The 24,716-nt window shown below is 62.7% G+C and carries 19 protein-coding genes and 2 pseudogenes; 12 read left to right on the top strand and 9 right to left on the bottom strand.

The annotated features are described in order from the left end of the window. Positions 1-448: 448 nt before the first annotated feature. The 3 genes from ACLBYD_RS27955 to ACLBYD_RS27965 all read right to left on the bottom strand — a co-directional run bounded on the left by ACLBYD_RS27955 (position 449) and on the right by ACLBYD_RS27965 (position 3,578). On the bottom strand, positions 449-2,287 hold the full coding sequence (locus ACLBYD_RS27955; RefSeq protein ID WP_237211419.1) for an RNB domain-containing ribonuclease: 1,839 nt from the start codon (positions 2,285-2,287) through the stop codon (positions 449-451). 120 nt (positions 2,288-2,407) lie between these two features. Further along, the gene (locus tag ACLBYD_RS27960) at positions 2,408-2,647 is read right to left on the bottom strand and encodes a ribosome modulation factor (RefSeq protein ID WP_447819003.1); all 240 of its coding nucleotides are present in this window, start codon (positions 2,645-2,647) and stop codon (positions 2,408-2,410) included. Further along, positions 2,631-3,578, bottom strand: coding sequence for a hypothetical protein (locus ACLBYD_RS27965; protein WP_237211418.1), 948 nt, complete (start codon positions 3,576-3,578; stop codon positions 2,631-2,633). Before ACLBYD_RS27965 ends, ACLBYD_RS27960 begins: the two co-directional genes overlap by 17 nt. A gap of 218 nt (positions 3,579-3,796) precedes the next feature. On the opposite strand from ACLBYD_RS27965, the gene ACLBYD_RS27970 reads away from it, so the two are divergent. The 5 genes from ACLBYD_RS27970 (at position 3,797) to ACLBYD_RS27990 (ending at position 9,065) form a co-directional block, all read left to right on the top strand. Then, positions 3,797-4,984: a hypothetical protein gene (locus ACLBYD_RS27970; protein WP_237211417.1), complete on the top strand. Its 1,188-nt coding sequence runs from the start codon at positions 3,797-3,799 to the stop codon at positions 4,982-4,984. 118 nt (positions 4,985-5,102) lie between these two features. Beyond that, positions 5,103-5,417 carry an integration host factor, actinobacterial type gene (gene mihF, locus ACLBYD_RS27975; RefSeq protein ID WP_071936776.1) on the top strand — a complete coding sequence of 105 codons (315 nt, stop codon included), beginning with the start codon at positions 5,103-5,105 and terminating at the stop codon, positions 5,415-5,417. Between the two features lie 207 nt (positions 5,418-5,624). Continuing rightward, the gene (locus tag ACLBYD_RS27980; RefSeq protein ID WP_138846274.1) at positions 5,625-6,356 is read left to right on the top strand and encodes a hypothetical protein; all 732 of its coding nucleotides are present in this window, start codon (positions 5,625-5,627) and stop codon (positions 6,354-6,356) included. 104 nt (positions 6,357-6,460) lie between these two features. Further along, positions 6,461-8,248: a DNA primase gene (gene dnaG / locus ACLBYD_RS27985; protein ID WP_237211416.1), complete on the top strand. Its 1,788-nt coding sequence runs from the start codon at positions 6,461-6,463 to the stop codon at positions 8,246-8,248. 166 nt (positions 8,249-8,414) lie between these two features. Then, positions 8,415-9,065, top strand: a complete 651-nt coding sequence (locus ACLBYD_RS27990; RefSeq protein ID WP_237211415.1) for a hypothetical protein — start codon at positions 8,415-8,417, stop codon at positions 9,063-9,065. Between the two features lie 64 nt (positions 9,066-9,129). On the opposite strand, the gene ACLBYD_RS27995 is transcribed toward ACLBYD_RS27990, so the two are convergent. The 3 genes from ACLBYD_RS27995 to ACLBYD_RS28005 form a co-directional block, all read right to left on the bottom strand. Continuing rightward, positions 9,130-11,346: a cutinase family protein gene (locus tag ACLBYD_RS27995; RefSeq protein WP_447819005.1), complete on the bottom strand. Its 2,217-nt coding sequence runs from the start codon at positions 11,344-11,346 to the stop codon at positions 9,130-9,132. A 305-nt stretch (positions 11,347-11,651) separates the two neighbouring features. Beyond that, a complete protein-coding gene (locus tag ACLBYD_RS28000) occupies positions 11,652-12,563 on the bottom strand; it encodes a hypothetical protein (protein ID WP_237211565.1) in 912 nt (303 codons plus the stop codon). Between the two features lie 162 nt (positions 12,564-12,725). Next, a complete protein-coding gene (locus ACLBYD_RS28005) occupies positions 12,726-13,859 on the bottom strand; it encodes a hypothetical protein (RefSeq protein WP_447819006.1) in 1,134 nt (377 codons plus the stop codon). Positions 13,860-15,015: 1,156 nt separating this feature from the next. Here ACLBYD_RS28005 and ACLBYD_RS28010 point away from each other — a divergent pair. Continuing rightward, complete coding sequence (locus ACLBYD_RS28010) at positions 15,016-15,336, top strand: hypothetical protein (protein ID WP_064257066.1); 321 nt, start codon at positions 15,016-15,018, stop codon at positions 15,334-15,336. Between the two features lie 73 nt (positions 15,337-15,409). Here ACLBYD_RS28010 and ACLBYD_RS28015 read toward each other — a convergent pair whose 3' ends face one another. Beyond that, on the bottom strand, positions 15,410-16,237 hold the full coding sequence (locus ACLBYD_RS28015; protein ID WP_138846099.1) for a hypothetical protein: 828 nt from the start codon (positions 16,235-16,237) through the stop codon (positions 15,410-15,412). Positions 16,238-16,677: 440 nt separating this feature from the next. Here ACLBYD_RS28015 and ACLBYD_RS28020 point away from each other — a divergent pair, with 440 nt between their 5' ends. From ACLBYD_RS28020 to ACLBYD_RS28035, 4 genes and pseudogenes are all read left to right on the top strand, one after another. Further along, positions 16,678-18,024, top strand: coding sequence for a hypothetical protein (locus ACLBYD_RS28020; RefSeq protein ID WP_237211564.1), 1,347 nt, complete (start codon positions 16,678-16,680; stop codon positions 18,022-18,024). A 91-nt stretch (positions 18,025-18,115) separates the two neighbouring features. Continuing rightward, positions 18,116-18,268, top strand: a pseudogene (locus tag ACLBYD_RS28025) (AAA family ATPase); the annotation flags it as partial. A 198-nt stretch (positions 18,269-18,466) separates the two neighbouring features. Then, positions 18,467-20,458: a hypothetical protein gene (locus tag ACLBYD_RS28030; RefSeq protein WP_447819008.1), complete on the top strand. Its 1,992-nt coding sequence runs from the start codon at positions 18,467-18,469 to the stop codon at positions 20,456-20,458. A gap of 20 nt (positions 20,459-20,478) precedes the next feature. Beyond that, on the top strand, positions 20,479-21,297 hold the full coding sequence (locus tag ACLBYD_RS28035) for a DUF6884 domain-containing protein (RefSeq protein WP_237211562.1): 819 nt from the start codon (positions 20,479-20,481) through the stop codon (positions 21,295-21,297). 402 nt (positions 21,298-21,699) lie between these two features. Here ACLBYD_RS28035 and ACLBYD_RS28040 read toward each other — a convergent pair whose 3' ends face one another. Both ACLBYD_RS28040 and ACLBYD_RS28045 read right to left on the bottom strand, forming a co-directional pair. Further along, complete coding sequence (locus ACLBYD_RS28040) at positions 21,700-22,434, bottom strand: hypothetical protein (protein WP_237211561.1); 735 nt, start codon at positions 22,432-22,434, stop codon at positions 21,700-21,702. A gap of 361 nt (positions 22,435-22,795) precedes the next feature. Next, on the bottom strand, positions 22,796-23,578 hold the full coding sequence (locus ACLBYD_RS28045) for an AAA family ATPase (protein WP_197481887.1): 783 nt from the start codon (positions 23,576-23,578) through the stop codon (positions 22,796-22,798). A 57-nt stretch (positions 23,579-23,635) separates the two neighbouring features. Between ACLBYD_RS28045 and ACLBYD_RS28050 the strand changes: the two genes are divergently transcribed. Then, positions 23,636-23,938, top strand: a complete 303-nt coding sequence (locus ACLBYD_RS28050) for a hypothetical protein (protein ID WP_447819007.1) — start codon at positions 23,636-23,638, stop codon at positions 23,936-23,938. Between the two features lie 316 nt (positions 23,939-24,254). Then, positions 24,255-24,716: pseudogene (locus ACLBYD_RS28055) on the top strand (transposase family protein); the annotation flags it as partial.

Here is a 24,716-nt window from a genome sequence, read left to right on the forward strand (position 1 = left end):
GGGGCGGCGTACACACGTGAACTGACGTAGCGCAGTCAGGAGAGCGAGAATGCTGACCAGTCCACGCTCAGCACACCAGAACTGCCGAGGAAGCCCACCACCAGCGCTGCGATACCGGCCGCTACCCAAGGAAACCGTGGGGATGGAACAGGGCCTCGGTCTACCTGGGGGAACACAACATGGCCAGCGTCGATGGCGTCGATCTCGTCGTGGAAATCGTCCGCAACTGTGATGGGGTCGCGACGGGACATGACCAAGGCGGCCGCGGTGTGGGTGCAGGGGCCGGTCAGCGACCGTTGGGTTGTAGCGTGAGTATGCGACATCGTGGGCATCCAATCTGCGGGTCGTGCTCCCGCTCGGCGTTCGCACCGCCGAGCGGGAACTTGGGAACTGACCCACCTATCGTCGCTACCCACGTTTGGGCGTGCGGCACCGCAAGATATGCACGCTAAACGACTGCTGCAGAGAAGATTTCATGAACCAGGTTGGCAGCAGCGGCTGTCCTGGCCGCGGACTTGGAGTTCTCGACCGCAGACGCCCGTAACCCCGCACATTCAACCTTCACGGTGAAGGTCGGAGCATGTGACGGCCCGGCTTGTTCGACGTCCCATCGCGGTGCCTCCAAGCCCCGAGTCTGCGCGAAACTGGTAACCCACGCGACAGGGTTCTTCAACGCCTTCACCAGTTTCGTATTAGACGCTGGCATTGCTGGCTCAATCTGCGGGGCAGGTGGCGCTGAATGCAGTATCACCGGCGGTGTCGTCGTGACCTTCGCAGGCTTCTGCGCAGCTTCCGGTGAAGAGGCCGGCCACGGGATTTCGTCGTCGTGACGCTCGATTCCCCGACTGCGTGCGTCGAGCATCGCCCACATCGCTTCCTGTTCCGTTGTCTTCTTCACCGACCCCACCACCCACGGCCCGACCACCTCGTTGAATCGGACACGTACCGCAAACAACGGCGCATGAGACGGGCCGCGCTGCTCCCAGTCGATCTCGGCGGGAGACACCTCAGGCTGCTGCTGGCACCACATGGACAGCACACTCGGCGCACCATCGCGATGTTCCGCTGACCAGCGCGAGCACAGGTCCGTCTGCAGCGGTTGCCACGTCCTATCCGCCGCCATCAGCACCGCGGCCACATCCGCAGCATCCAAGATGTCCGCGGCAAGACGACGCCGAAGCTCTGCATCGAGGCGCGCCTCCAACGGACCGGTCGCTGCGCACTTGATGAGTTTGCGGAACCGCTTGGTGTCGAGCATGGACAAGTCCCCACCGGCAGCTCGCGCGGTTTCTCGCTGATCAGCGTCCTTGAAGAACGCCGACTTCTCCTCCCGTGCCTGCTGAATCCGTCTGTTGAGGTCGGCGCCGAGAGCCGCGACCTGCTCGGGCGTATAGGGGTAAGCACTGTCGTCGAGAGCAGCAAAGACAATGCGCTGGGTGATCAGATCCGCCACCCGTCTCAATGGGGACGTTGCATGCGTGTACGCCGCTACCCGCAGACCGTGATGCCCATGGACCGTCGCGTCGTACGTTGCGGGCCTCAGACCCGTCACCAGCCGCCGTCGGATCCGTTCGGTCATCTGTACGTCACCTCGCGCAGCTTCAAGCTCTGCGACGAGCTCCCCGCCGTCACCAATGACGGGGTTTGCACGGTGGTTGCGGTACAGAATGGGAAGGCCCTGACGAATGCTCCATGAGGCCACAGCCTCGTTCGCGGCGATCATCATTTCCTGCACGATGACATAGGCGTTGGTGCGTAGTTCCTCCGCCAACCGTACGAGGGTGCCTTCTTCAGTTGCCACCAATCCACCGACCAGGTCGTAGTAGACGAATGCGTCGTTGGCGCGCCGAGCTGCCAGCAATGCTTGCGCCGCGTCGTTGGCGGCACACAACGTCTCGTGCAATGGCGTCGTCGGGTCTGTCAGGATCGACGCCACTTCGCGGTAACTGACCTCGACACAGCGACCTGCTCGCACCACCGAACGAGAGAGGTCAACATCCTCGACCAGCCCCAACTGGGTGATCGTGCCCGCGATACACAGACTCGGGCGATCCTCCGCGGTTGTCAGCGTCGCAGCCTGCTCCGCGTCAGCGCCGAGCATCGGGAAGGTGCGGTTTGGCTTGTAACGCGTCGTGATGCGCTCGAACGCTCGCCGGTCCACCACAGAGCCGACCGGCACCACGTCGGCAACTGCGGCGATGTGTACCTCGAAGCGCCAACCACCGGAGGAAAGGACGTGCACTGTGAAAGCGTCGTCACGGTCTCGGGTTCCCTCGGTATCGATCATCAACAGGGGTGTTCCGAGTTCCAATGGGGATGGTCCTTCCTCGAGGTTTCTCACACCAGCGTAGAAGTCCATACCAGCTGGTGGGCCAAACAGCGGCCCAGGTGATTGGCTTCGGACGGGTTATTCCGAAGGTAGGCGCGCTGCCTGTTGCTGCTTGGCTCGCCACCCGCGTTGCCACATGATTGCCAGAAAGCGGCCTCGTTCAGACCTGTCCGCCAGGTATGGGCACGCACTCAACGGTGCGTTGGACATCAAGGCGGTAGCCCCTTCGGTTTGGGCTTTGACGATGTCGACGAAAGACGCTGGATAGCCCGACCTGGATACCTGTTCGTAGCGCCGCTGTTCAGACATGTGCCACATCCTCGAAGGTCTCGGCGTTGTAAGCCCCGTAGGCCGAAGTTCCTGTCCGAGGGGCGTGCAGCGCCCGGAAACGCGCGAAGCTCATGTGGCCACCGGTGGCTCCGATCGCAGCTTTGAACTCGTCGGACGCGTACGCATTCATCCGTTTGGAGTTGCCGAACATCAAAGACTGCGGATCGACCCCCAGGGCTTCGCCGCGCTTGTTCAACATATGGCCACGGCAACGCGCCTCAGCCTCGATGTACCGTTCGAACTGGTACTCGTGGTAGGCCTGAGACTCCCGCTCCTGGGCTTCCTTCGCCGTGACCTTCCCGATCTCTGTTCGGCTTCCGCTCGACCACAAGCTTGGGTCCGTCAGGATGCGGCGTTCAACTTCCTGATACTGGGCAGGGGAAAGATGGTTGTACGCCCACTCGAGTTCTTCGACGTCTTTCGAGGTGAGCTGGCTGACCTGATCGCCGGCCGTTGACGCCCGCCGATCCCACTCGCCTTCGATCTTCTCCTGCAGATCGCGGTGTTCATGCAGCTGCCCCCACATATCCTGCAGCTGTTCCTCGTCGAGCCCGCGGATGCAGTCCGGTGCGAGCGTCTCTTCCCACACTTCACGAAGCTCTGCGTCCTCCTGCTCGCGCCGCAACTCCTCCGCGGCCGCACGCCGATCCCACTCGGCCTCGATCCGCCGTTGTGCGCGAGGATCGACATGAAGTTCGTTCCAGAATCGTTCCAGCTCGTCGTCAGCCTGCGCCGCCAAAAACTCCTCGGTGAACTCCGCAGCTCTCGACGGTGGTGGCACCGCCTTCCACTGGGGATCCCACTCCGACCGCTCCGCCACATCCTCGACCGCGGACTCGAACAGCGAGAGGGCTTTGTCCAGCGCGGTTTGGTCCCCGGCCTCTTCCGCTGCTGCTGCGCGTCGCTCCCACCGGGACATACGTTGTACCGCCGACGCCAAACGGCGGAGCACCGGATTGGTATGGCTCGGGCACCGCCGCCCACCCTCGCACTGCTTACGACTTCTGCACATAGGGCAGACCCTAGAAATCGGCGTTCCGGCGAAGCCGGCTTACTCGGGCGCGTACCGCAACTCCGCGAGCGCATGTGCGATGCTCGCAGCATCGGAGATCACTACAACCCACTAAGGGGACCATCGTGGCCAAGACGCGCACCATCGACCTCAGGACGGTCATCGATGCACTCGATGTCGTGCAGACACTTCCAGCCGACAACGACGGAGTGACGATCACATCCGGCAACGGAACGATCAGTTTCTCTGCGCAGGATCGCATCGGCACCACATGCTTCGTTGTCGCGCCCACCTTCGGCCACGCACAGGACACCACCCCCGCGTTCACCGCGCATGTCGCCGAGAAGGACCTGAGCGGAATGTCGATCCCGCGTCGGGCTATTCGGCGCACTCTCACATTCCATGACGGCATGCTCCGCTGCAGCGACCTCCTGACGCTGCCAGCCACCGCCAGCACGCCTGTTACCACTCGGGTGGACCAACCGAATGCGCACGCTTCAGTGCACGTCGACCCGGCATCATTCGCGCAAGCCCTCGCAGCAGTGGAGCCGAGTAAACGCGCCGTTCAGCCCCGCAACGAGGGCCACACTCGACTGACACTTACCCGGCACGGTCAGGTCAAAGTGTCCGTCGTCGGCGACTACTCAGCCGCCACCACCCGCATCAAAACCGTAGGGACTATCACTCCCACCGCCGACTGCCACGCTCACACCCGGATCGAAGTGTGGCTGCAAGCGCTGCGACTTCTCAACCAGTCCGCTGAACGCTGGACCGTCACGCTGATCGCTGGTGAGACATCCGATCAGGTCACGATTACAGACGGCGCCACTTCAATCACCGTAGTCACCCCGACCGCAAAGATCCCGAACTTCGATGCTCACTTCACCCCACCCAAGGGCGTTCGCTACTGGGACCTCGAGATCACGGACATTGCACCCATCGTGGACTTCCTGTCGACACTGCCCCGATCATTCAGCGACGACTACGCCTTCGTGCAGATCCGCAACCACAGCGATGAAGACGGCCGCACCCATCCCATCGACATGGTCGCAAGACTCGGTAGTCAGCTGATCGCCGCAGGTCAGTCCTACCGAGGAACACAGCTCACTTCCGTGACCACGACCAGCATCGATGAAGCCGAAGTTGACGTGACGCTGTCACAGCTGCGACAACTGATCGCCACAGCGACGCGGCTCGGAGCCCGTCGGGTAACCCTCCGCGGCTACACGCCGTACGAGTCCATGGCGCAACTGTTCCTGATCTGCAACGACACCATCGCAGTGACCATCGGGCGTGTGCCCCAGCCACTGTGATCGCGTGTGCCGCATCCCCGAATCGGGATTGCTAGAAACAACACGTCCACGGCGTTCGACGCCACCTCACACTCCGACGGTGCACTTCCGTCGACAATCCGTAAGGGAGACAGCAGTAATGACGCTTCCCGCCCTCACTGCTGAACAGCGCGCCGCGAGCCTGGAGAAGGCCGCCCAGGTGCGTAAGGACCGGGCCGCTCTCAAAGCCAAGATCAAAGCCAATGAGATCGGCCTCAAGGAAGTTCTCGACCGCGCAGACACCGACGATCTCGTCGGCAAGATGCGCGTGATCCACCTGATCGAGTCCCTCCCCGGACGAGGCCGGCAGGGAGCACTGACACTGATGGAGAAGCTCCAGATCGCAGACAACAAGAAGGTCCGAGGCTTAGGCATTCGTCAGCGGGAACAGCTCCTCGCAGCTCTCACCGACTGACACTGCAAAACCTCCAGCAACGGCTGTGGCGCCCCCAAGAACGGGGGCGCCACAGCCGTCTCTAGAGCCTCCGCAACTCCCGCTCAGACCCGCCCTAGCAGGGAATCCTTTCTGTGGGCGCGCTAGTGTGACGCCGTACAACATTGCGCCGGTGCGCCCGGTGCAGCGCACACGACACACCCCTGCACCCCCTGGAGCACCGGATTTATGGCACTCACCCCACGGCGACGTGATACGCGTACCAGGCCCACCCCCTGGAAAAATCCGCCACGCCGCACAGGGGACTTCGCCATCATCGACATCGATGGGGTAATCGCCTCGATGGAAAAATACGAGCACCTCATCAAGACCGAGCGTTCCCGCGACCGTGACTGGCATACCTTTCACCGTTCGTACGGCTTCGCCAAACCCATTCGGTCGGGCCGCAAACTCATCGAGTCCCTGCAAGCCGTCAATGTCGGCATCGCATACTCCACAACCCGCCCCGAACAGTTCGCCCGCGCCACCTGGAACTGGATCGACAGAAACAACTTCCCACTAGGCCCCGTCATGTTCAGGCACTTCATTAAGGACGGACCCCGCCCCGAGAACGAAGTCAAAGTCCGACACTGGTGGTCCTGGTACGACAACTACGACGCCGATCATCGTCTCGTCGCCTGGTTCGACGACGACCAAAGCGCAACCAACGAGCTCCGCAAATACGGCTGTCCAGCCTGGATCCCGAAAGAGTTCCACAAGAAGGTGCGTGCCGCCGGTGGAACCGACGATGCCGTCATCAAAGTCCTCCGAGACGGTCCGCTCGATCTCGACTTGCTCGGAGAACGAGAGGAAACGTCCCGTGGCCCCTGGCAAGAGAAGGAAGACCAGTGGCAAGAGAAACAGAAGGCATGGTTCAAGAAACATCAGGCCGCTCTGAAGGACCGCAACCGTCGGCAGTGACGTAGGTCTACGACTCCGCGTTGCCGACAGACGGACGCCGCACGGTCTAATCACGCTTCCTACCCTGATCAGGCGATAACCGCCCGCAGATCAGGAGCCCAGGCGTGGAGTCACCAACACAACCTACCCACCGATTCCCCGGTGAGTTCCTCGACGAACTACGTACGCGGGTACGGCTCGAGCAGCTCGCCGAGGGCTACCTCGACCTAAAACCTGCGGGAGCGGGCCGCATCAAAGCGTTATGCCCCCTGCACTCGGAACGCACACCCTCCTTCACGATCAATATCGCGTGGGGGCGCTTCCACTGCTTCGGCTGCGGCGCCGACGGCGACGCCATCGACTTCCTGATGCAGGTCGACGGGATCAGCTTCGTCGAAGCGGTCACCGATCTCGCGCACCGTGCCGGTCTATCTCTCCCGGACAGCGCCAGCACCACCGATGACTACCCCAAGCGACAGCAGATCCGCGCCACATTAGACGCAGCCCAGTCCATCCTCTACCAATGGCTTTTCACACATCCCGCTGCACGCCCTGCCCGTGACTTCCTGCGGTCCCGGAACTTTACAGCTGATCACGCCGCTCATTGGGGGATCGGCTACAACCCGCCGAATGGGAATGCACTGATCAATGCCCTGATCGAAGCCGGCCACCCCCTCGAACGCCAACTGGCGGCCGGGACGGCAAAGCAGAGCGAGCACCGCACGTACGACGCGTTCCGTGGGCGTCTGGTGTGGCCGGTCCACGATCCGCAAGGCCGCCTCGTCGGATTCACCGGCCGTGACCTGAGCGGACGCGCGCATGCCAAGTACCTCAACACCGGCACCACAGACCTGTTCCACAAGGGCGAATTGCTGTACGGCTTCGACAAGGCACGCCAAGCCATGTTGAGCACACGCCAGGTGTTTGTTGTCGAAGGGCAGACGGATGTGATGGCGATGTCAGCAGCGGGGATGACCAATACCGTCGCAGCATCCGGCACGGCGTTCACCACAGCGCAGGCTGATCTGTTGGCGAGCCGGATCGGTGACGGTGGCCAAATCGTCGTTGCATTCGACAATGACGAGGCCGGAAGAAAGGCTACCTGGGCACTGTTTCATGCCTGCCAACGCTTCACCACGCACATCACGGCAATCGACCTCGCTGGCTACGGCGCCAAGGCAGACCCATGCGATGTGCGGACAACCAGCGGTGATGCGGCCCTTCTCGAAGCTTCCGAAACCCGTCGACCGGTCCTGCAACTACTCCTGGACGCGGACATAGCGGGATGCGATCTGAGCACCCCAGAAGGCAAGGTCGAGGCCACACGGCGCGTGGAGAATCGTCTCGCCGCGGTGCACTCATCCGTGCTGCGACGTGAATACCAACGGTGGGCCGCAGATCGCATCGGTGTCGACGACGGTGACATCCGGTTCCCGGCGACGATATCGATGCCCCGAACCCACGACTCGGCCGAACCCGCGCATCAGCTAGCGGATGCCGAAGCAACAGTCGCAGCCTTTCTCATCTCGCACCCCACACAGGCCGCTCGGCTTCTACAGCAGCACGGCACCGACGCTTACGGGCTTCTCCCGGGCGCGGTGGCCGAGTTGGTCGACATGTCCACGACGATGTTCCCGGACGGGCGACCAAAGGAAGGCGAGGACGCAGACCTATGGTCCACAGTGATGACCGATGTCGTTGAACCCGAGCACTATCCGGCGCTCTGGCAGATCGCATTCACGGAGGCACCGACGATCGCTGACATCGAGGACACCATCCCCAGACTGTTGCGGCGACGACTGCTACAGCGACAAGTTGCTCTGCAGCAACAGATCTCCGAAGGTGTGGGGGACTCGTTGGAGCTGCTGCGTCAACTCGCGAAGGTGAACGAGCGCCTGAGAGGGTGTGCATAAAAACGGGGCTCGCTGACGAAGGCCCACACTGCCTTTTCGAGGATCTGGCTCTTGGCGCCCGGTACAGGCGGCGTGCCGCACGGTGTCAGTCTCCACTGTTAGAACTCGTGGTATCGGAGAAACCACACCAACGCCGCAGCCATGATGCTGCGAGGGAAGGACCCTCATGACGACTCCCGCATTCGCTCGCGCCGGCGCCAACCGATTCGGCCGCCCCCGCGGCCCGGTACCGGTAGCAACCTCGCAGTCCCCACACGCGGCCGAGCCGACGCCCACCTCCGACCTCGATCACGCAACGACAACCTCCGCCAGCGACGCTGCGCAGACTGCCGATCAGGGCGCACCGGAAGCTCTGAGGCCGGAGCAGACCGCCACTAAGCAGGCGCCGAACGAACCAACCACGGACGACACTCACGTGGAGCACTCAGCGCCCGAGCAGCATTCACCTCGCCCCACGCCGAACGATCCACCTTCCGACAGTGACGCTTCTGATCCAGAGCCCGAACCTGACGTGGCTCCCGAACCGGAGGCGCAGTCAGACCAGCGCAAGCCGAGCACGAAGCGCACGTCGAAGTCCACCCGCCGACCCAAGAAGGACGCTGACAGCGACGTGATGCCTCTCGTGGTTATCCAGAACGGCAAGGTCATCGCCGATGGTCCGGTCCATGTGCTCGACCTCGATAACGTCAGTGACCTCGACGACGTCGACCTTCTCGAGCTCGTACGGGGCCTACGTGTTGTCGGAGACAGCGATCTCAAAGCCAGCAGCGTCAAGACACTGATGAACTTGATCGAAACGAAAGCTCTGACCGGATGATAAGTCCGTAAAGCGATGTGGCCCAACCCCACCAGGGTTGGGCCACATCAGTTTGCCGTCAAGTTCAGACAGTGACAGATACCTTCCGGAACCACTCATCCACCCACTGGTAGGGGTTCTGATTCCCTGCGATCTGAATGGTGTCGAACGCGACATGCTCGACGTTTCCGGAGTACACGGCCGGATTTGTCGCAAGCTGCAGCAGTCCCTGATTGTCCTCGGCGAGTGCCTGCAAGACATGCGGGATAGCTTCAGGAAGCTTCTCCAGCTGAGTAGGGCTGGTCATGCCAGCCTCGGCGAATGCCTGAGAGATCCGCTCCACGACCTTATCCAAGCCCAGATTGCGCATCGCCGTGTCATCTGCATGCGGCAACTGAGCCAGGATCTGCGGAATATCCGCCAACTGCGCCGCCAGTTCAGGAATCGCGTTGGGGAGAGCTGCAACGCTCTTGGCGATCAATGCTGAACCAGCGGGATTGCCCATGTTTGTCATGGCCACACCGGCGATCAGCTCGATGAACGCTTGCAACGTGTCCGCGGAGAACTTGGTGCGGGGAAGGCCGGTGACGTCAGCGACGGTGTTCACAGCTTGCACGGACAGCAACCCCACCATCCTGTGTGCGCCCTCAACACTGGTCAGCTCACCGAGGTTGCCCGAGATGTTCTTGCCAACCTGCACCAACTGACGAGCGAGCTCCGAGTTCTCCGGCAGGGAGCACACTACGTCGCCAGGTACGCAGATCTCGGCGACCACCCCAGTCAGCGCCCCGAAGTCAGACTCACGCTGTCCTGACAGTCCACCCCCGGAGATCGCGTTGATCGTGACCGGCTCAACGTCGACCTTTCTGTTGGCGTTCACCTTGACTTCCATCTGCGGCTCGGCTTCGCCGGTGTTTCCGGCGAGTGCCTTGGCATAGCTTCTGGCTAGACCACCGTCAGTGTCGGAACTGGATGCACCTGCGCGTTCGGGATTCGACGTCTCCTGCTGTGCCGGTGTCGTCGTTGTTGCCCGACTCGGCGCCGGGGTGAGGTTGCTTCCATCAACACGGTCGGTGCCGTCGTCGAGCGGCTGCATCAGCGGATCGTTGCGGTATGGATCCAGCTCTGAGTTGGCAGCCGCTGTCGTTGTCGGCGTGGTCTCCGCGGTGCTGCTGGACCGGCTGGCACCGGCGGCCGCACGAACGCTCGACGGTGCGGTCGAGGCCGATTCCGAGGAGGAGGATGCTCCGGCGCGCGCCGGCTCTGAACCAGTCGTGGAGGCCGGTGTCGAGCTATCAGTACTCGTGTCCTCGTCTGGGCGATCAGGGGAAACAGGAGACTGCGCAGACGTCGTCGTTGTGACCGAAGAGGTGGGTGCAGTTGCGTCCGCCACGGTGCGGCTCGCCTCGCTGACCTGGGTAGCTACCTGGTGCACTAGCGACCGGAATCCATCGGACAGTTGCATCTGAAGCTGGGCGAACGAAGGTGACTCGACTACCTTCTTCACTGTCTCCTGCACCGTGAGCGGAAGATCCGGCTGCGTCTGGGTGGTGTCGACGAGCAAGTTCGACGTGTCACGTCGCTTCGGGTCGGAGAACAGCGCTACAGCCACCACACTGTCCGGATCGACGGTTGTTCGTCGCTGCCCGATCGCGGTGGCAACATCTCCAGCGATTTCGGCGCCCTGGGAGAAGCCGGTGAGGATCTGCCGAGACTCAGGGCAGCGGCTGGCGACATCTTCCATGGTCGCGAGCGTCGCCTGGACTCCCATCGCCACGCTACGTAAGTAGCTCGTTCCGTTGACCGAGGCATCGGATGCGTAGGGAATGAACGTTGCCGTCACCGCATCACCCATGGACTGGACGAGGGGTTCGGTGACCTGCGCCAAAAGACCGACAGGCACCGTAGGATCCGCTGCCGGCCCGGTCTCGAAGGTTCCGGGGACAGCCGTGATCACGGTCGGTGCGCATCGTGGTTGGGTGGAGCCGGGGAAGATGCCATCGGTACCGGTAGATCCTGGGACGATGGCGTTGGCCGGCAACGCACCGGCAATCATGCTCGCCGCTCCGCGGACGGCCGCAGCATCACCGTTGATATTCGGGACGGAGGCGGTCGACGGTGCTCGCAGCGATGCTCCGTTTGCGGCGGATTCCAACGCATTCCAGTCCACGGTCTGTGCGAGCTCGCCGAGGTCGGGAAGTGCCGACAGGGCTGTGGCCGTGATGTCGGCTGGTGGTTGCGCCGATACGCTGGTGGCGGTACCGACCGTGACTAGCGAGGCCGCAGCTCCGGCGGCGACCACGCGTGCAAGGTGCCTGCGCGACTGTCGATTCATTGATACCCCTCGTTGTGCCGTGCCGACAGGAGTGCGCCAGAGGCACAAGACAGTGCCCGTGTGCAGCAATTACCTGCTTCTCCGATGGTCAAAGGGTAACAGAGCAGCACTCGACTACCTGGATAAGAAAAATACGTCGATGCACGTCAAAGTTGTTCTGGCTATCGCATTCACGCCACTTCCGTGCCGGCAGATACGGTGCGCTCGACTACTGATTCAGGAACTGCCTACCTGCCTCACGCACGCAATCGCCGCGTCCGGACATGCATTGCTCACGCCGCGACGGATTCCGGATCGAGCACCGAGGTGATCATCCATCCGTTCGGGCTGGGAGCTGTGGTGAACAGCAACATGTCGATCGGTTCGGTCAGAGCAGAGTTGGGGCTCTTCAGCTCACCAGTAACCCTGAACTCGTTCGGCTTGTCCGACGGCTCAATCGTCATGCAATGCTTGCTCCCCAGCGGCACCTTGTCGATGAACGGTTGAATGCCGGCCGGGTCCATCTGCAAAGCCGGATCGTACGTTTCGACGACTTTGACGGCGTCACGGTCGGCGTAATAGCGGTACTCGAAGGCCGTGATCACCCCGAGGGCCGAGTTGCGATCACCGGGCTCGTTCGTCACAACCACGTCATCGTCTGGATTCGGATCAGTGCAGAACGGCGGTGCAGGGGGAGTAGTGGTCGTGGGTGCCTTGCTGGTCGTCGTCGCAGGGAACGCCTCGGCCAGAGGGACGTCGTCATCGTCGCTGAGTGCGCTTGCCACGGCGAAGATCGCGCCGGCGCCCATCATGGTGACTACACCTGCCAGGATTGCGACGGCCTTAACCGTTTTTCGATCACGTTGCTGCTTCCCGGTGTCGGGTTTCGCCCCGACCAGAGAAGATTCTGCAGTCTTGACCGCAGAGACATCCGGCCGTCGCGGTGGACGCCGGAACAAGGCGTCGTTCGGAGGTGGCACGAGAGGAGTCGCCGCGGCCACGTCGTTCGAGTCGTGGGGGACTGGACCCTCGGTGCCGGTGAACAGTTCATCGTTCGACGGGGGTGTGAACAGCGGAGGCTGTGGGGCTGGCGCCGAAGCGAGGTCATCCTTCGGGTTCGGCGAATGGTTTTTGTTCGAGGCGACCGCATCCGCAGGGTCGATGTAGTCGTCATCCGTCGGGTGGCGTGGATCCCAATCGTTCACTGTGCTTCACCTTCCGGTCGTGATCGGGTCGGGCGAAGCAGTCGAGTCACTTCGCTGCCGACGTCGTTGTTCTCATCGCTGCATGGGGGCGGATCCGGGCCCTGGTTCAGCGGTGGTGACCAGGGCCGGGATCCGACAACCCGTAATGCGCGGCGCAGCTGACTACTGCGGGTTCACCACTGCGTTGATTCCGTCGTGGAAGGCACCCACGGCAGTGTTGATGCGGTCATTGAACGGAGCAAGCATCTCGTTTACTGGAGCCATTGCTTCGGCATGGGCCTCCGCGGCCTGGTCGACGGCATCGACGATGTGCTGGCCACCCGCATCGGCGACTGCCTGACGCACCTGGGTGTTGGTGTCCTCGATGATCTGCGGTACGTCGGCGACGGTCTGGATGGCGGCCGCGCCAACCGGATCCGCTGCGAGAACCGTTGCCTGCTCTTCGACGTCCTTTTCGATCTGGACCGGATCGGGATCGGGCAGCTGAGGAAGCTCGGTGGGGACGAGTTCCTCGTCGGTGGCTTCGCCACCGCCGATCGCCGCACCGACGAGGGCACCTCCCGTTGCACCGACGGCGACACCGACCGGACCGCAGAGAGCCGCTCCTGCTGCAGCTCCGGCAGTCGAACCGACCGTTACACCCGGCACGGTCGAGATAATCGGCGCGTACGGGAAGATCGCCTGCGAGATCACGGCCCCGTAGGGGGCACCGAGTGCAGCGCCCGCTGCACCACACGCCACCGCAGCGGTTGTACCTACGACTGCTCCGCCGACCAGACCGCCGGTGACCATGGATGCGGCCACTCGATCAGCTCGATTGTCGTCAACACCGACAGAACGCCAGAACGTGGACGCGTCGGCTTCCCAACCCGCGGCTGTGTTGTTGGTGCGCTCGAGGACATCGTCGGTCATCCAGTTCGGCTGTTCCGCAATGCGATCGCCAATTCGGAGCATCTTCTTGCCCTGCTCGTCGACCGGAGCTTCGATCGGCGCGACAGGTTCGACAGGGACCGGGGCGCGGAACTGCTGCTGATACAGCGGAGGTGAATACGACGACTGTTCGTTGTACGTCGGGATGGGTCGTGACGGAGCCTGCTGCGACTGCGGTGACGGAGCGACCCAGTACTGGCGTTCCGACGGCGGCTGCGGTGCCGGGTCCGGCCGGGGTGTCGTCACACCACCCTGGTTCCCTGCACCTGTGCCGGGTGTGGTCACTCCGCCCTGGTCGCCGCCAGCGGTGCCAGGAGTGGTCACGCCGCCCTGCGGTGCAGCGTGGGCAACCGCTGGCAGACCCAACAGTGAGATTGTGCTGACCGCAGCGGCGGTGGCGAGAGCACGCTGACGTGTGGTGACCCGCCGGTGAGTTCCTTTGTATGAAGCCATGGGCGATCGGGCGCGCAGAAGCGCCCGCCTCCTTTCTCGTGGTGGGCAGTCTCGAGCGCAAGGCCAGCACTGCCACATGCAGGGTGTGAGCCCTGCGGAATTAGCGATCTCCGACGGGCACACAGTAACCAAGACAGTTCCGGTAGTGCGGCACCGCAGGGATGCAGCGATGCGGGAGGTGTGGACTCTGTCCGATACGTGTCTCCAACTTCGGAATGGGTGCTCCGCCAATAGCGTCCGCGTTTCGGCCGCACGGTGTGTCCGCGTTGTCACCGGGTGGAACGTCGCTGCGGTGGGCGCGAGCGTCCCGTGGCGCACCAGGGGACCTGCCATATGTGCTGTTCGGGAATGGTCAGTCGGTCGCCGAAAGGGGGCTGATCGTTGCCGCCTCTACCCATAGCCGCAAGTTCAGATGGCTGTAGCCGTTCGCTGAGTTGACCGGCACGCATACCTGCGCGAGCCACCGACCGTCCGAGCAGCGGAGCCAGGCACGCAAAGTTCCACGCATCATCTGCTCGAGTCGAATGCCGCCGGCCCGGACACGTAGGGGCAGTCCGTCAGCGCATGCCAGTCCGGGTTCACCAGGGAAAACGCGGCCCATATCCACCGTCACTGGTCGAGGTGGCGACACTCGTCGAAGGATTGCGTTCTCGGGAAACTGTTCTGTCCAGTCGTCCAGCTCGTCCCTGGCCTCCTCGTGTGGCTGCGCACTCACCCTTGCTCTCCTTCGAACGTATGTTCTAATTCTAGAGCAGGCTCGGACGCTCCGATGGGGAGTGCGGATCGGCGCAGTCCTAGACGGCAGTTTTCACGGCACACGAGGCGAACATCCGTTCCTACCGGCGCTGCTGGCCCCGAAACGGAAGCAGCGGACCGTCACGACCGGACGGTTGGCATAGAAGACGCCGCGGACGGCTGCACAGAGCCCACCGGTGTGAGGGTTAGTTTCCGATCACTGCGCAATGCCTATGGATGTCTTCGTTCTGAACGCCGTCGAAGGGAGGGGAACGCCGGAACGGGTGTTCCTACACTGGCGACACGTTGATCACCCATGTGAAGGAGAAGCGCCGTGGCGCAGATCAGGACTCAAACCCTGCTGGTTCTCAGCGAAGACGAGAAGGCCGCCTTCCAGAAGGTGGGAGAACCCAAACTCATCAGCGACGCGACGAAGCCCTTCATCGATGCGCTCAAGACCAACGCGAAAGCCGTCGCGGCGATCGGGAAGGGAACTCCGACGCAGGAGGACATCGAAAACGCGGGAGCTGCCTTGAGCAAGTTGCGGGGAGTACTGGAAATTTTGCCGGCCAGCGACGCTCGTGCTCTTGCGGAGGAACATCTCGGTGCTGCACAGGATGTCCTGGATGAAGTCCGCGGCTTGTTGTCTGCATGATTCATGCAAGAATGGGCCCACGCCAATACCCCTGGCGTGGGCCCATTCTTGACGATTCGCGGACTATGCGATGTTAGGCAGAGGTGGCGTGCTTCAACTGCGCTGAGGCCTGCGCCAGACGAACCTTCTTCTGCTCGGCATGTCGAGTGCGGGCCAGCCAGACAGCGCGTTGACGCGATGCAGTTGCACTGGGGTTGATGTTGGGCAGCTCCGCCCCGAATCCGTACATCAGGTCGGCTGCACGCTCCCATCCACATCCGAGGACCGCGGCAAGATGATTAGGTGCCATGTCTCGGGCGACCGCGCGCCGTGCGATCTCAGCTTCCTCGGCATACGGAATGACCTCCCGGCCTTCACTTTCGCGGCCACCCGGCTGATCCAGCTGCGACTGGGCGATCCACTTCTGATGGCCATTTGTGGCATCGAAAATGTTGCGGTCCGAGAGCACCTCCTCGATGAGAATCTCGTCGATAGCGGGGAGGGGCTCGAGTCCTGCAGGAATCCAGCTGGTGGCCGGATCCGTTCTGGTGCTTGGCCCGTCGGTCATCAAATCAAGGGTGTACTGGTCCTGTTCAGTAGCAGTGACCCGGTCGTGCACATGCGGATCCGGCAATCCCTTCGACGTCCATGCCACACCAGCAACGACCGTGTCGATCGGGCGGCTACCAGCGTCGATATCAGCCAGAACGTTGCTGCGGCACTGAGCGAGAATCGGGCAACGCTCACACATGTTGATCGCGACCTTCGCAACTCGGACTCGAGCTTGCACGTAGCGCCGCTCCGCAGCCAGTTCCGCGAAGGTAGCCGCCGGAAGCGCACCGGATTTGGTGACCGAGAGATCCGGCTGATCCGGCAAAGCGAATGCTTCTGGATTGTCCTTGCAGATAGGAGCTTTCGCCACGCGGGTCGCAGCTTGCCGCCAGGCATTACTCGTCGCGCGACTGGTCGCGGGCGACGCCGGCGGACGTCCTGTACGCCGCAGGTGCGCGGCCTGAAGAGCTGACCGGGCGCGAAGCCGTTCGAGTTCGCGGTTGACGTTACGCGGTGCGTTCGGCAGCGGGGACGTAGGTACCGCTGGCACCGGTGCCCGCCGGAGGGAGGGATCGATAGTCATCGCTTGTCCTGAATCTGTGTGGTTGTAGAAGTACTGCCTGTTGTTCTCCGATAATGTGAAACTAGCACGTCACTGGCGTCTCGCGCGGAATCCAGAGCGCGACAATCCAGTCCCTACTCCGGGATATGGCAAAGATCACCGCCTTCCACCACCGTCGTTTGGTCCGCTGACCTCAACAGACTCCGCAGCGTGCCGCACCCCGGAACAGTGATCGCAACACTCCTGCCATGAACAACAACGTGGTCCTCAGGGCAGGATTCTTCGGATGCACCCACGCCGGATACGGAATGCGCGGGATGGCCCGCAAGCACCCTTCCGGCCTGAACATCCGAGAGGTGGACGGCTACGTCACCTATGAACTCGTACAGCGCGACATGATCGCCTCAGAAGTTGACTTCCAGGTCAACGGCGGAGACACCTTTCACGTCCACCACCCGCCCGTACGCGCAGTCAACGCCGAACGACGCATCGATGCACTGCGGATCACCGCTGGCATTCCCGCCATCGCCAACACCGGCAACCACGACGTCGGCGCCGGAACTTCCGTCTCCGCAGCGGCGCTGCTACATCAACCCGAACTAGGGCGCTGTGCCGTCTTCGTCGACCCAGCGCGCCCCGACGACGACATGTTCGGGCCCGTGCCCGGCTACTACGAAGTGCACCAGCCTGTACCCGAAGTGCCCTTGTTCCTTCACGTGGTGTCCCACAGCGGGCTCGACCCTCGACTACAGGAACGAGGCATAGAGATCGATCCCCGCCCCATCAGCGGCGGAGTCAACATCCTCGTCTCCCACGGAATCTTCTCCGCGGATGGTCGCCTGTTCGGAGCCGACGACCGGCACGGCGCCGAACGTCTCGTGCCCGAAGAGTGGGCCGACCGCGGCTGGGACCAGACGATCCTGTCGGACTATCACACCCCAGGACCAATCCCAGGTTTCGGACCTGCCGACGGCCGCGAACGTGGCCAGGTGTGGATGACCGGTTCGCTGATCGGCCGAGGCTTCTCCGACGATATTTGCGACCGCGGCTGGCTCCTGATGGAACTAACCGAGGACGGCCGCGTCACCGTCACACCTCGCTACGTATGGCGACGCCCCCAGATCGACTTCGACGTCATCGACGCCCGAGGAAGGACCATCGACGACATCAACCTGATTGTGAGAGAACGGCTCGCCTCACAGGACTGGTGGGACGACGAATCTGCGGAACTCACAGGCGACGGCGGCTACATCCTCCGACAGAAGATCGCGCACACCACGAACGCGCAACGCCACGGCATCCGAGCTCTTGCGGCGGAGTGGGCAGTAGCCGCCGGCCGCGCCGCCTACTGGGCCTTCGCTTGGGAAGATCCCCTGCCGAACAACCACGGATCCTCTGCCCTTGAACGCACCCCCCGGCAGCACAACAACGAATCCCGACCCCGCAGTCTCGACCTAGCCCACGCCTTCACCGAGCGTCTCGACCAGGGCAGGATCGCAGCCATCCTCCGAGGCATGGCCGAGGACATAAGAAAGCCCGTCATCGCCCGCACCCAGCAGATGCTGCACGAACTGACACCCACCGATCCGCGCTGATCCAGCGTGCCGCACGATGCGACGCCCGTTCCTACCGTCGCATCCAACACACACCCTCCCGCACACCCGGCGGGCAGCGCAGAGGACGAACATGCAGATCATCACCGGACACATCTACAACTACCGCTCGATCGAGGACTTGACCCTCGACTTCGAGGCCGACGGCATCCACGCACTCATCGGCGCCCCCGGTTCTGGTAAATCGTCGTTCCTCGGAGCAATCGGATTCGCCCTGTACGGCGACCCCGGACCCGGCATCGATCTGATCGACCTACGAAACGACAACGCCGACACCAAAGCGCCAGCTGGAGCGGACATCACCTGGCGTCAGGGACAAGACACCTACCGGACCGTGCGGGAAATGAGGCGCGGCGTACGTGGCGGCAAGCCCATAGAGAAGACCACCGCGCGCATGTGGCACAACGGCGTCGAGATCGAACACATGACGCCCACCCTGATGACAGCCGAGGTCACCAGAATCCTGGGAATGTCCGGCCGCGCATTCCGCGGCGCCAACATGATCGCCCAAGGCGAAGTCGACACTTTGGCTACCGCTACACCGACCGAGGTCACCGCGCTGGTGGAAGAGCACACCGGCGTCTCCCATATCACCAAGCTGCGCGACCGGGCACGTAAGGACGCCGGCGACAAGCAAGCAATCGCCGACGCTGCTCTCGGATCACCCGACGCTGTCGCCCAAGCTGAGCTGCGCGAACGCGAAGCTGAAAAGGCGCACTCCGACGCTGAAGCTGATGCATCGGCTGCTAATGCGAAAGCGGCCCGAGCCCGCGCCGACTGGGAACAGCTAAACGCCAAGGTCAGGGATCTACGTGACCAGGAACGCTGCGCGAGACAAGCACGCGAGTCCGTTGTAGCCGCCTCCGCTGTTGCCGATGCAGCAGAGCGGCGTCTGGCAGAGCTCCACACGTTGATAGCCGACCAGGGACTGGCAGATGCTCGCCCCGAAGACCTCGAGGACCGGATCACCGACCTTCGCGAGGCTGCCCACGCCATCACGACTGCTGGTGCGAACCTTTCCGCAGCCGAGAACACACTCGAGGCCGCTGAACGAGAAGCAGCCGCTGCGGAGCGCTCCGCAGCCTCCATCGATGTCACCCGAGTGCAGGCCCAGCTGACGACGGCACAGACAGATCGGCAGCGAGCAGAAGAAGCATTGCGAGCCGCCGATCGACAGCAGGCCACCGCCCGTAGCGAAGCAAGCAAGCTCGCCAAGGCAATCCACGTGCTCCGCGACTCCGCTGGCGAGGCGCACTGCCCGACCTGCCGACAGTCGATCGACGACCTCGATGATCTCGTCACAGATCTCGACCGGCAGCGAAGTGCAGCGGACCGCGCCGCACAGGATGCCGCTGCGACCGTCACAAACATGACTGCCCAGCGCCGCGCCGCCGACACCGCTGCATCTGAGGCGCAGCGGTTGCTGCAATACGCCGAGCAAGCCCAGCGGCACATCGAACAGACGCAGCAGCGGCTCCATACCGCCCGTACCGCCCGGAGTAGGGGACTGGACGAGCTGGTGGCGGTGCTGCGCAGCCTCGACGCCGACCTGCTGCCACCCCTGCCCAGCGACGTAACAGCGCAGACATGCTTGGACATCGCCCGGACCGCACTCGCATCGGTGAACGAGCGCGGCCAACTCCTGCAGGCATCTCGCCAACTACTCCTCGACCGAGCTGCCGCCGAGGCGGAACTCGCAGACGCAACACACACACTGCGCGAAGCGCAGGCTGCCGTCGTCAATGCGCCCGACCCCGCTGCGGTGACCGCAGCTGAATCCGCAGCGACCGAAGCCCGCACCCACCTCGATGACCTCGACCGCGAGGCCAGCGATGCACGCGCGATGCTCGCAGCCGCGCAGACCGGACTCCTGCAGGTCAGCGACGACGCAGACCTGGCACGCGAGCACTGGCGACGCAAGCGCGTGGCCCTCCGAGAGGCGGAAGTCGCACGCGGTATCGCCGACTCGCTCACCGCACTACGGCAGGACCTGCTCGCCGACTACGCGCAGCAAATTTCCGAATCAGCAACCGAGCTACTGCAGCGGTTCGGTGGAGAACACGTCGCCTTCCACCTCGACTCTGACTTTGTTCCCCACGTGGAGCTGATCGACGGACGTCGCCGCAAGTTGAAGCTGCTCTCTGGAGGAGAAAAGGCCCGTGCTGGACTTGCGTTCCGTCTCGGCATCTCCATGCAAGTCACGGACGGGGGATTGCCAGACCAAATCTTCGGCGATGAGATCACCCAGTACCTCGACGACGAAGGCCGCCGAGCCATCGTCGAAACCATCGGCGAACTGTTCGCTTCACCAATCCTGATCTCCCACACCGACGAAGTACTCGACTACGCCACTTCCGTACACGAACTCACCCGCGACCTCCTCGGGGCCACCGAGGTCGTTGCCGCAACCCACTGACCTCTAGAGAAAGAACCCTCGTGCCTGCCATCCCCGTCCCCAGGTTCCAGTACAACGACCCGGACCTGAAAGCACCCGCCCCCGGTCGAGAACTGATCTTCGCTGTGGGCCTGGTCGAATCGATCCCCGGCGTCGGCCCCGCAACCGGCGGACAACACTTCGGTGTCCCACTCTCGATCGGCCCCAAAAACACCCGCCTGCGACGCCTACACGACAACGTCGAAGTGACCTTGCCGAACGATTCAGTCACCGTGTGGGCGGCACCGTTCCAGGTTGCTGGCCACGCGGTCGGAGAGTACGCCCTCTCCAACCGCCCCGGCTGGCATTGGCTGCGATGGACAGTCGCCGACCACGTCTCCTACGACAACCAACAAGCCACCGCCGCAATCGGTCCCGATCCGTCGGAGAACCCATTGGTGATCATCCCGTGCGCAGCGACCAAAGCAGACCGGCCTGCCGCAGCCCGGGACTTGTACATCGGCTCCTTTCACCGCATGTGCTACCGCGCTGCCAGCGCTCTCACCAGTGACGACAACATTCGAATCCTCTCCGCCAAGCACGGACTTCTACGCCTGAACGACCAAGTAGATCCCTATGAGCTACGGATGGGGGACCCCGGGACCGTCACCGTCGAACAGCTCATCAGACAAGCCCGCGAGCAGGAAATTCTTGATCACCGGAACGTGGTGATTCTCGCGGGCCGGGACTACACCGCGATGGCAAGGCACCTCTGGCCGTCGGCAGCTACCCCGCTGCAAGGAAGCCGCTCGATCGGCGAACACCGACAGCGTCTGGCCGGCATCGCCAGAGAACCCCACGTGAGCCTACGTGCCGCCTGAACGAAAACGGAAGCTAGCAGCGAGGATCCAAACCTCAGACAGCACAGAGCGAGGTGGCGAGGGCTCGCCGGAATCGACACCCTAGGGCCTGCGGCGAATGCACCTGTCGGCTGAATCGGCGCAACTCCACCAGGGTGGCGTTTTTTCGAGACACCACACAGATGTCCTGGCATCCAGAGCCGGTCTTGCGTAGCGTGGTCGCGTGCAACAGGCACCGGCGGCGCTGCCCCCCTGGCGTCGAGCGGTGGCTATCGCGACAGAACTTGTGCTGGCGGTGTGAGGCCCGGCAGAGCAAGACCCTGCGCGACACAATGCGGGGTGTCACCGACCACTACTGGTCGATGACACCCCGCAAACGCGTTCAGGCGATCATCTGGATGTCGTGATAGCACGAACCTTGATTTAGGCGTCTCCGTCGGTGGAGTCGAGCAGATCGAACCGAAGGTTAACGATGACCTCCTCCAGGTCAATGCCGACGCCAGTCGCATAGTGGTCCAAGATCGTCAGCTGTTCTGCAAACTTTGAACTGATTTCGAACATCTCGCTGTTGTGATCGTAGTAGTCAGGCTCATGATTCGTGTAAGCGATTCCGCTCTGACTTAGTTCTAGAGCCAACTCGCGGATCCGCTCTTCCGATTGGTGTGTTCGTCGACTTAGTTCCGGTACAGTCAGGCCCCATTCCCGACGATCCTGGTGTGCGTGCTTAATCGCGATGGCAAGCAGCATCCGTGCATGTCGGGTCACACCAGCAAGGATTTCGCCGAACTCCCGCCAGTACCTCACGTTATCGTGCGTCTGCTCAGGGTCCAGTTCCAAGCCGGAAAATTGCATCATGGTGGCGGTAGTCTTTGCCGGGACGAGGATGTCTGCTGCCGAGTGATCGCGGAGTTCCGCAAGCAGCATATTGTTGAACCCCATGCGGAACGGACGCTCGTGATCGCTTTTAATCTGGCGCATGCGCTCGACCGGATACTTGTCGACGTCGTCCGTAAGTCGATGGTGGCGTCCACACATCAGCATCAGATTCGACTCATGTCGACGTTCTTCGTTCGTCATTTTTGGGTTGAAGCGTTCACCTTCTGGATTCGCCGCCTCGATATGACAGAGTTCTCCGACGTACCTGCCGTCTTCGAACATCGCGTCTCCGCAGCCCGGAAACGAGCATTGGTTTCCTGAGTAGAGATACACAAATGCCAATGTGCTCTAGGTCGGAGCTAATCGTTTAACCTCTTGGTTGGACACCGTTGTTCTCCAATCGTTGCTGATTCCATCGTCGCTGCTACGAATCCCGCTGATACTGCCACGTCATTCCAGCGTGTGTCTCGCAGGTTCTGGCGACTGGGTGCGCAGCAGACAGCGGTGGCGCTGAACCCGACATGTCGACCGCCGACGCAGCTGGAATATGCTGCCGACGAGTCGAATCGGTCGCTGGGTGCAACGAGTCGAAGGTCCGGCGCCGATGCCGCGGAGCGAGGCCAAAATGACTGGATAGCTGCTGCTACAGCGACCGGGACTGCAGCGGCTCCGGCACGTCGGTGTCAAGTTCGAGATGGGTGACGAGCAGGTCCTGCAGCTTGGTGCGCTGCTCGCCGGCCGGGCATTCACCGACCAAGGCTGAAGCGGCGAAGTGCTCGTCGAAGACCACTGCGAGGTTGCGCGCGTTGAGGAGGGACCGCATCGACGGAACCCACCGATGGATTCCGTTCACCGATTCGGCTTCCGCGAGGTTGTGCAGTTCCTCGGCAACGCTGATGAACGCTCGCGGAACATCCAACTTCTCAGCTGCTTTCAGGTCGACTGGTACATGCAGCTCAAAGGCGGCACGGTCCCGGATCGGTCCGGTGATTCCGAAACCCACTCCGGGATTCACATTGATGATCACCGAGAACCCCTCGGCTGCCTTCACTGTTTGTTCCTTAGGGCGGTCGAGAACGGTGACCGTCCGTTGGTGATCGAGAGCGGGTAGCAACGTGGCCTGCACGCCCGGAGGCATCCACCCGAAGTCATCCAAAAGAAGCGGTCTGCCCCGCTGCATCGCTTCGATCAGAGGGCCGTCTACCCAGCGGAACACTCCGGCCTCCCCGGGCTCCGGTAGATACTGTCCGACGAGATCCTGTGTGGTCATGCCGTCATAGCAGGCAGCAATGATCAGCTCGTCGCCGTGGGCGGCCTGTGCCGCGGTGGTCTTGCCGGTACCGGGCGGCCCGGACTGAATGAGGTGCATCCTCCACGTGCGGGCTTGCCGAAGAATATCGATGTCGCTGTGCACGCCGTCGATCACTCGGGGGATGTATCCCGGAACGTGAGAGGCATCGTGCTCCGCAGATGGTGATGCGGTGTGAGCGGTGCTTTGTGCCCATTCGGCTCGCTCGACGAATTCATCCACACCGGCACCGACGAGTCCCTGCATCGACAGGAACATGTCGACGAACCGGGTCGCGATCGTGTGCCAGGTGCTGGTGGCACCATCGGGGATGGCTGCGCTGTCTCCTGGCTGCGATACCAGCAGAACCTGACACGGTTCTCCGCCGGGGGTGGCGAGCGCGGCCTCTCGTTCGACACCGTCTGCGACCGCAACAACGCGAGCGCCGAGTTCCGCCAGTGCCTCCTTGGTCGGTTCGACGCGTTCGATGTTCAGTGAGCCGATGGGGCCGGAAATGTACACACCGCCATCGGTCGCCAGGGCGACATGTGCGTCGTGGACCTCATGTGCGAAGCGGTCCTTGGTGTACGAAATCCCGAAGACGATCACGCAGAGGCCTTTCTCATTCGTCGAGGTGCCGCCGTTGGGTGCTCCATGGTCGTTCGAGGGTCGAACGCCCAGGGGCACAATGCGGTGGCATCGCCCGTGGTCAAGACAGTGGAGTGATCATATTGAGGGCTCTACGCACTTTGCAGGGGCGTGATGCTGTCCGACCCCGTGCCGTGTCGGTGATTGAAAAAGGGCCCGCGCCCTTGTGAGCTGGGTGTTCTTCAGGCAACCAGACCAGCAAGGAACGCGGGCATGCTCCACAGTAGTGGCTCACTGCTGCTCGATCTCGACGGCATCGTCGTCGAGTCGGTGCAGCGCATCGACGACGGCAACCGGATCGTCCGGCTCGGCACCGACCCGAGGTGGGCCGGCGTGTGCCCACAATGCGGGCAGATATCGACCCGATCGAAGGGCTGGGTCACCACCCATCCCCGGGATGTGCAGATCGGTCCGGACCGCCCCGTGCTCGAATGGCGGAAACGGAAATGGTTGTGCACCAATAGAGTCTGTGATCGCAAGGTGTTCACCGAGTCGGTGCCGGGCATCCCGGCCCGCGCCCGCATCACCCCGCGGGCGAAGACGATGATGGCCGCCGCCGTCCTCGACGAGGATCGCTCGGTCGCTGCCGTCGCCGCCGAGTACCGGTGCGCCTGGCACACCGTTCATG

The sequence above is a fragment of the Rhodococcus sp. C26F genome (assembly GCF_053345925.1).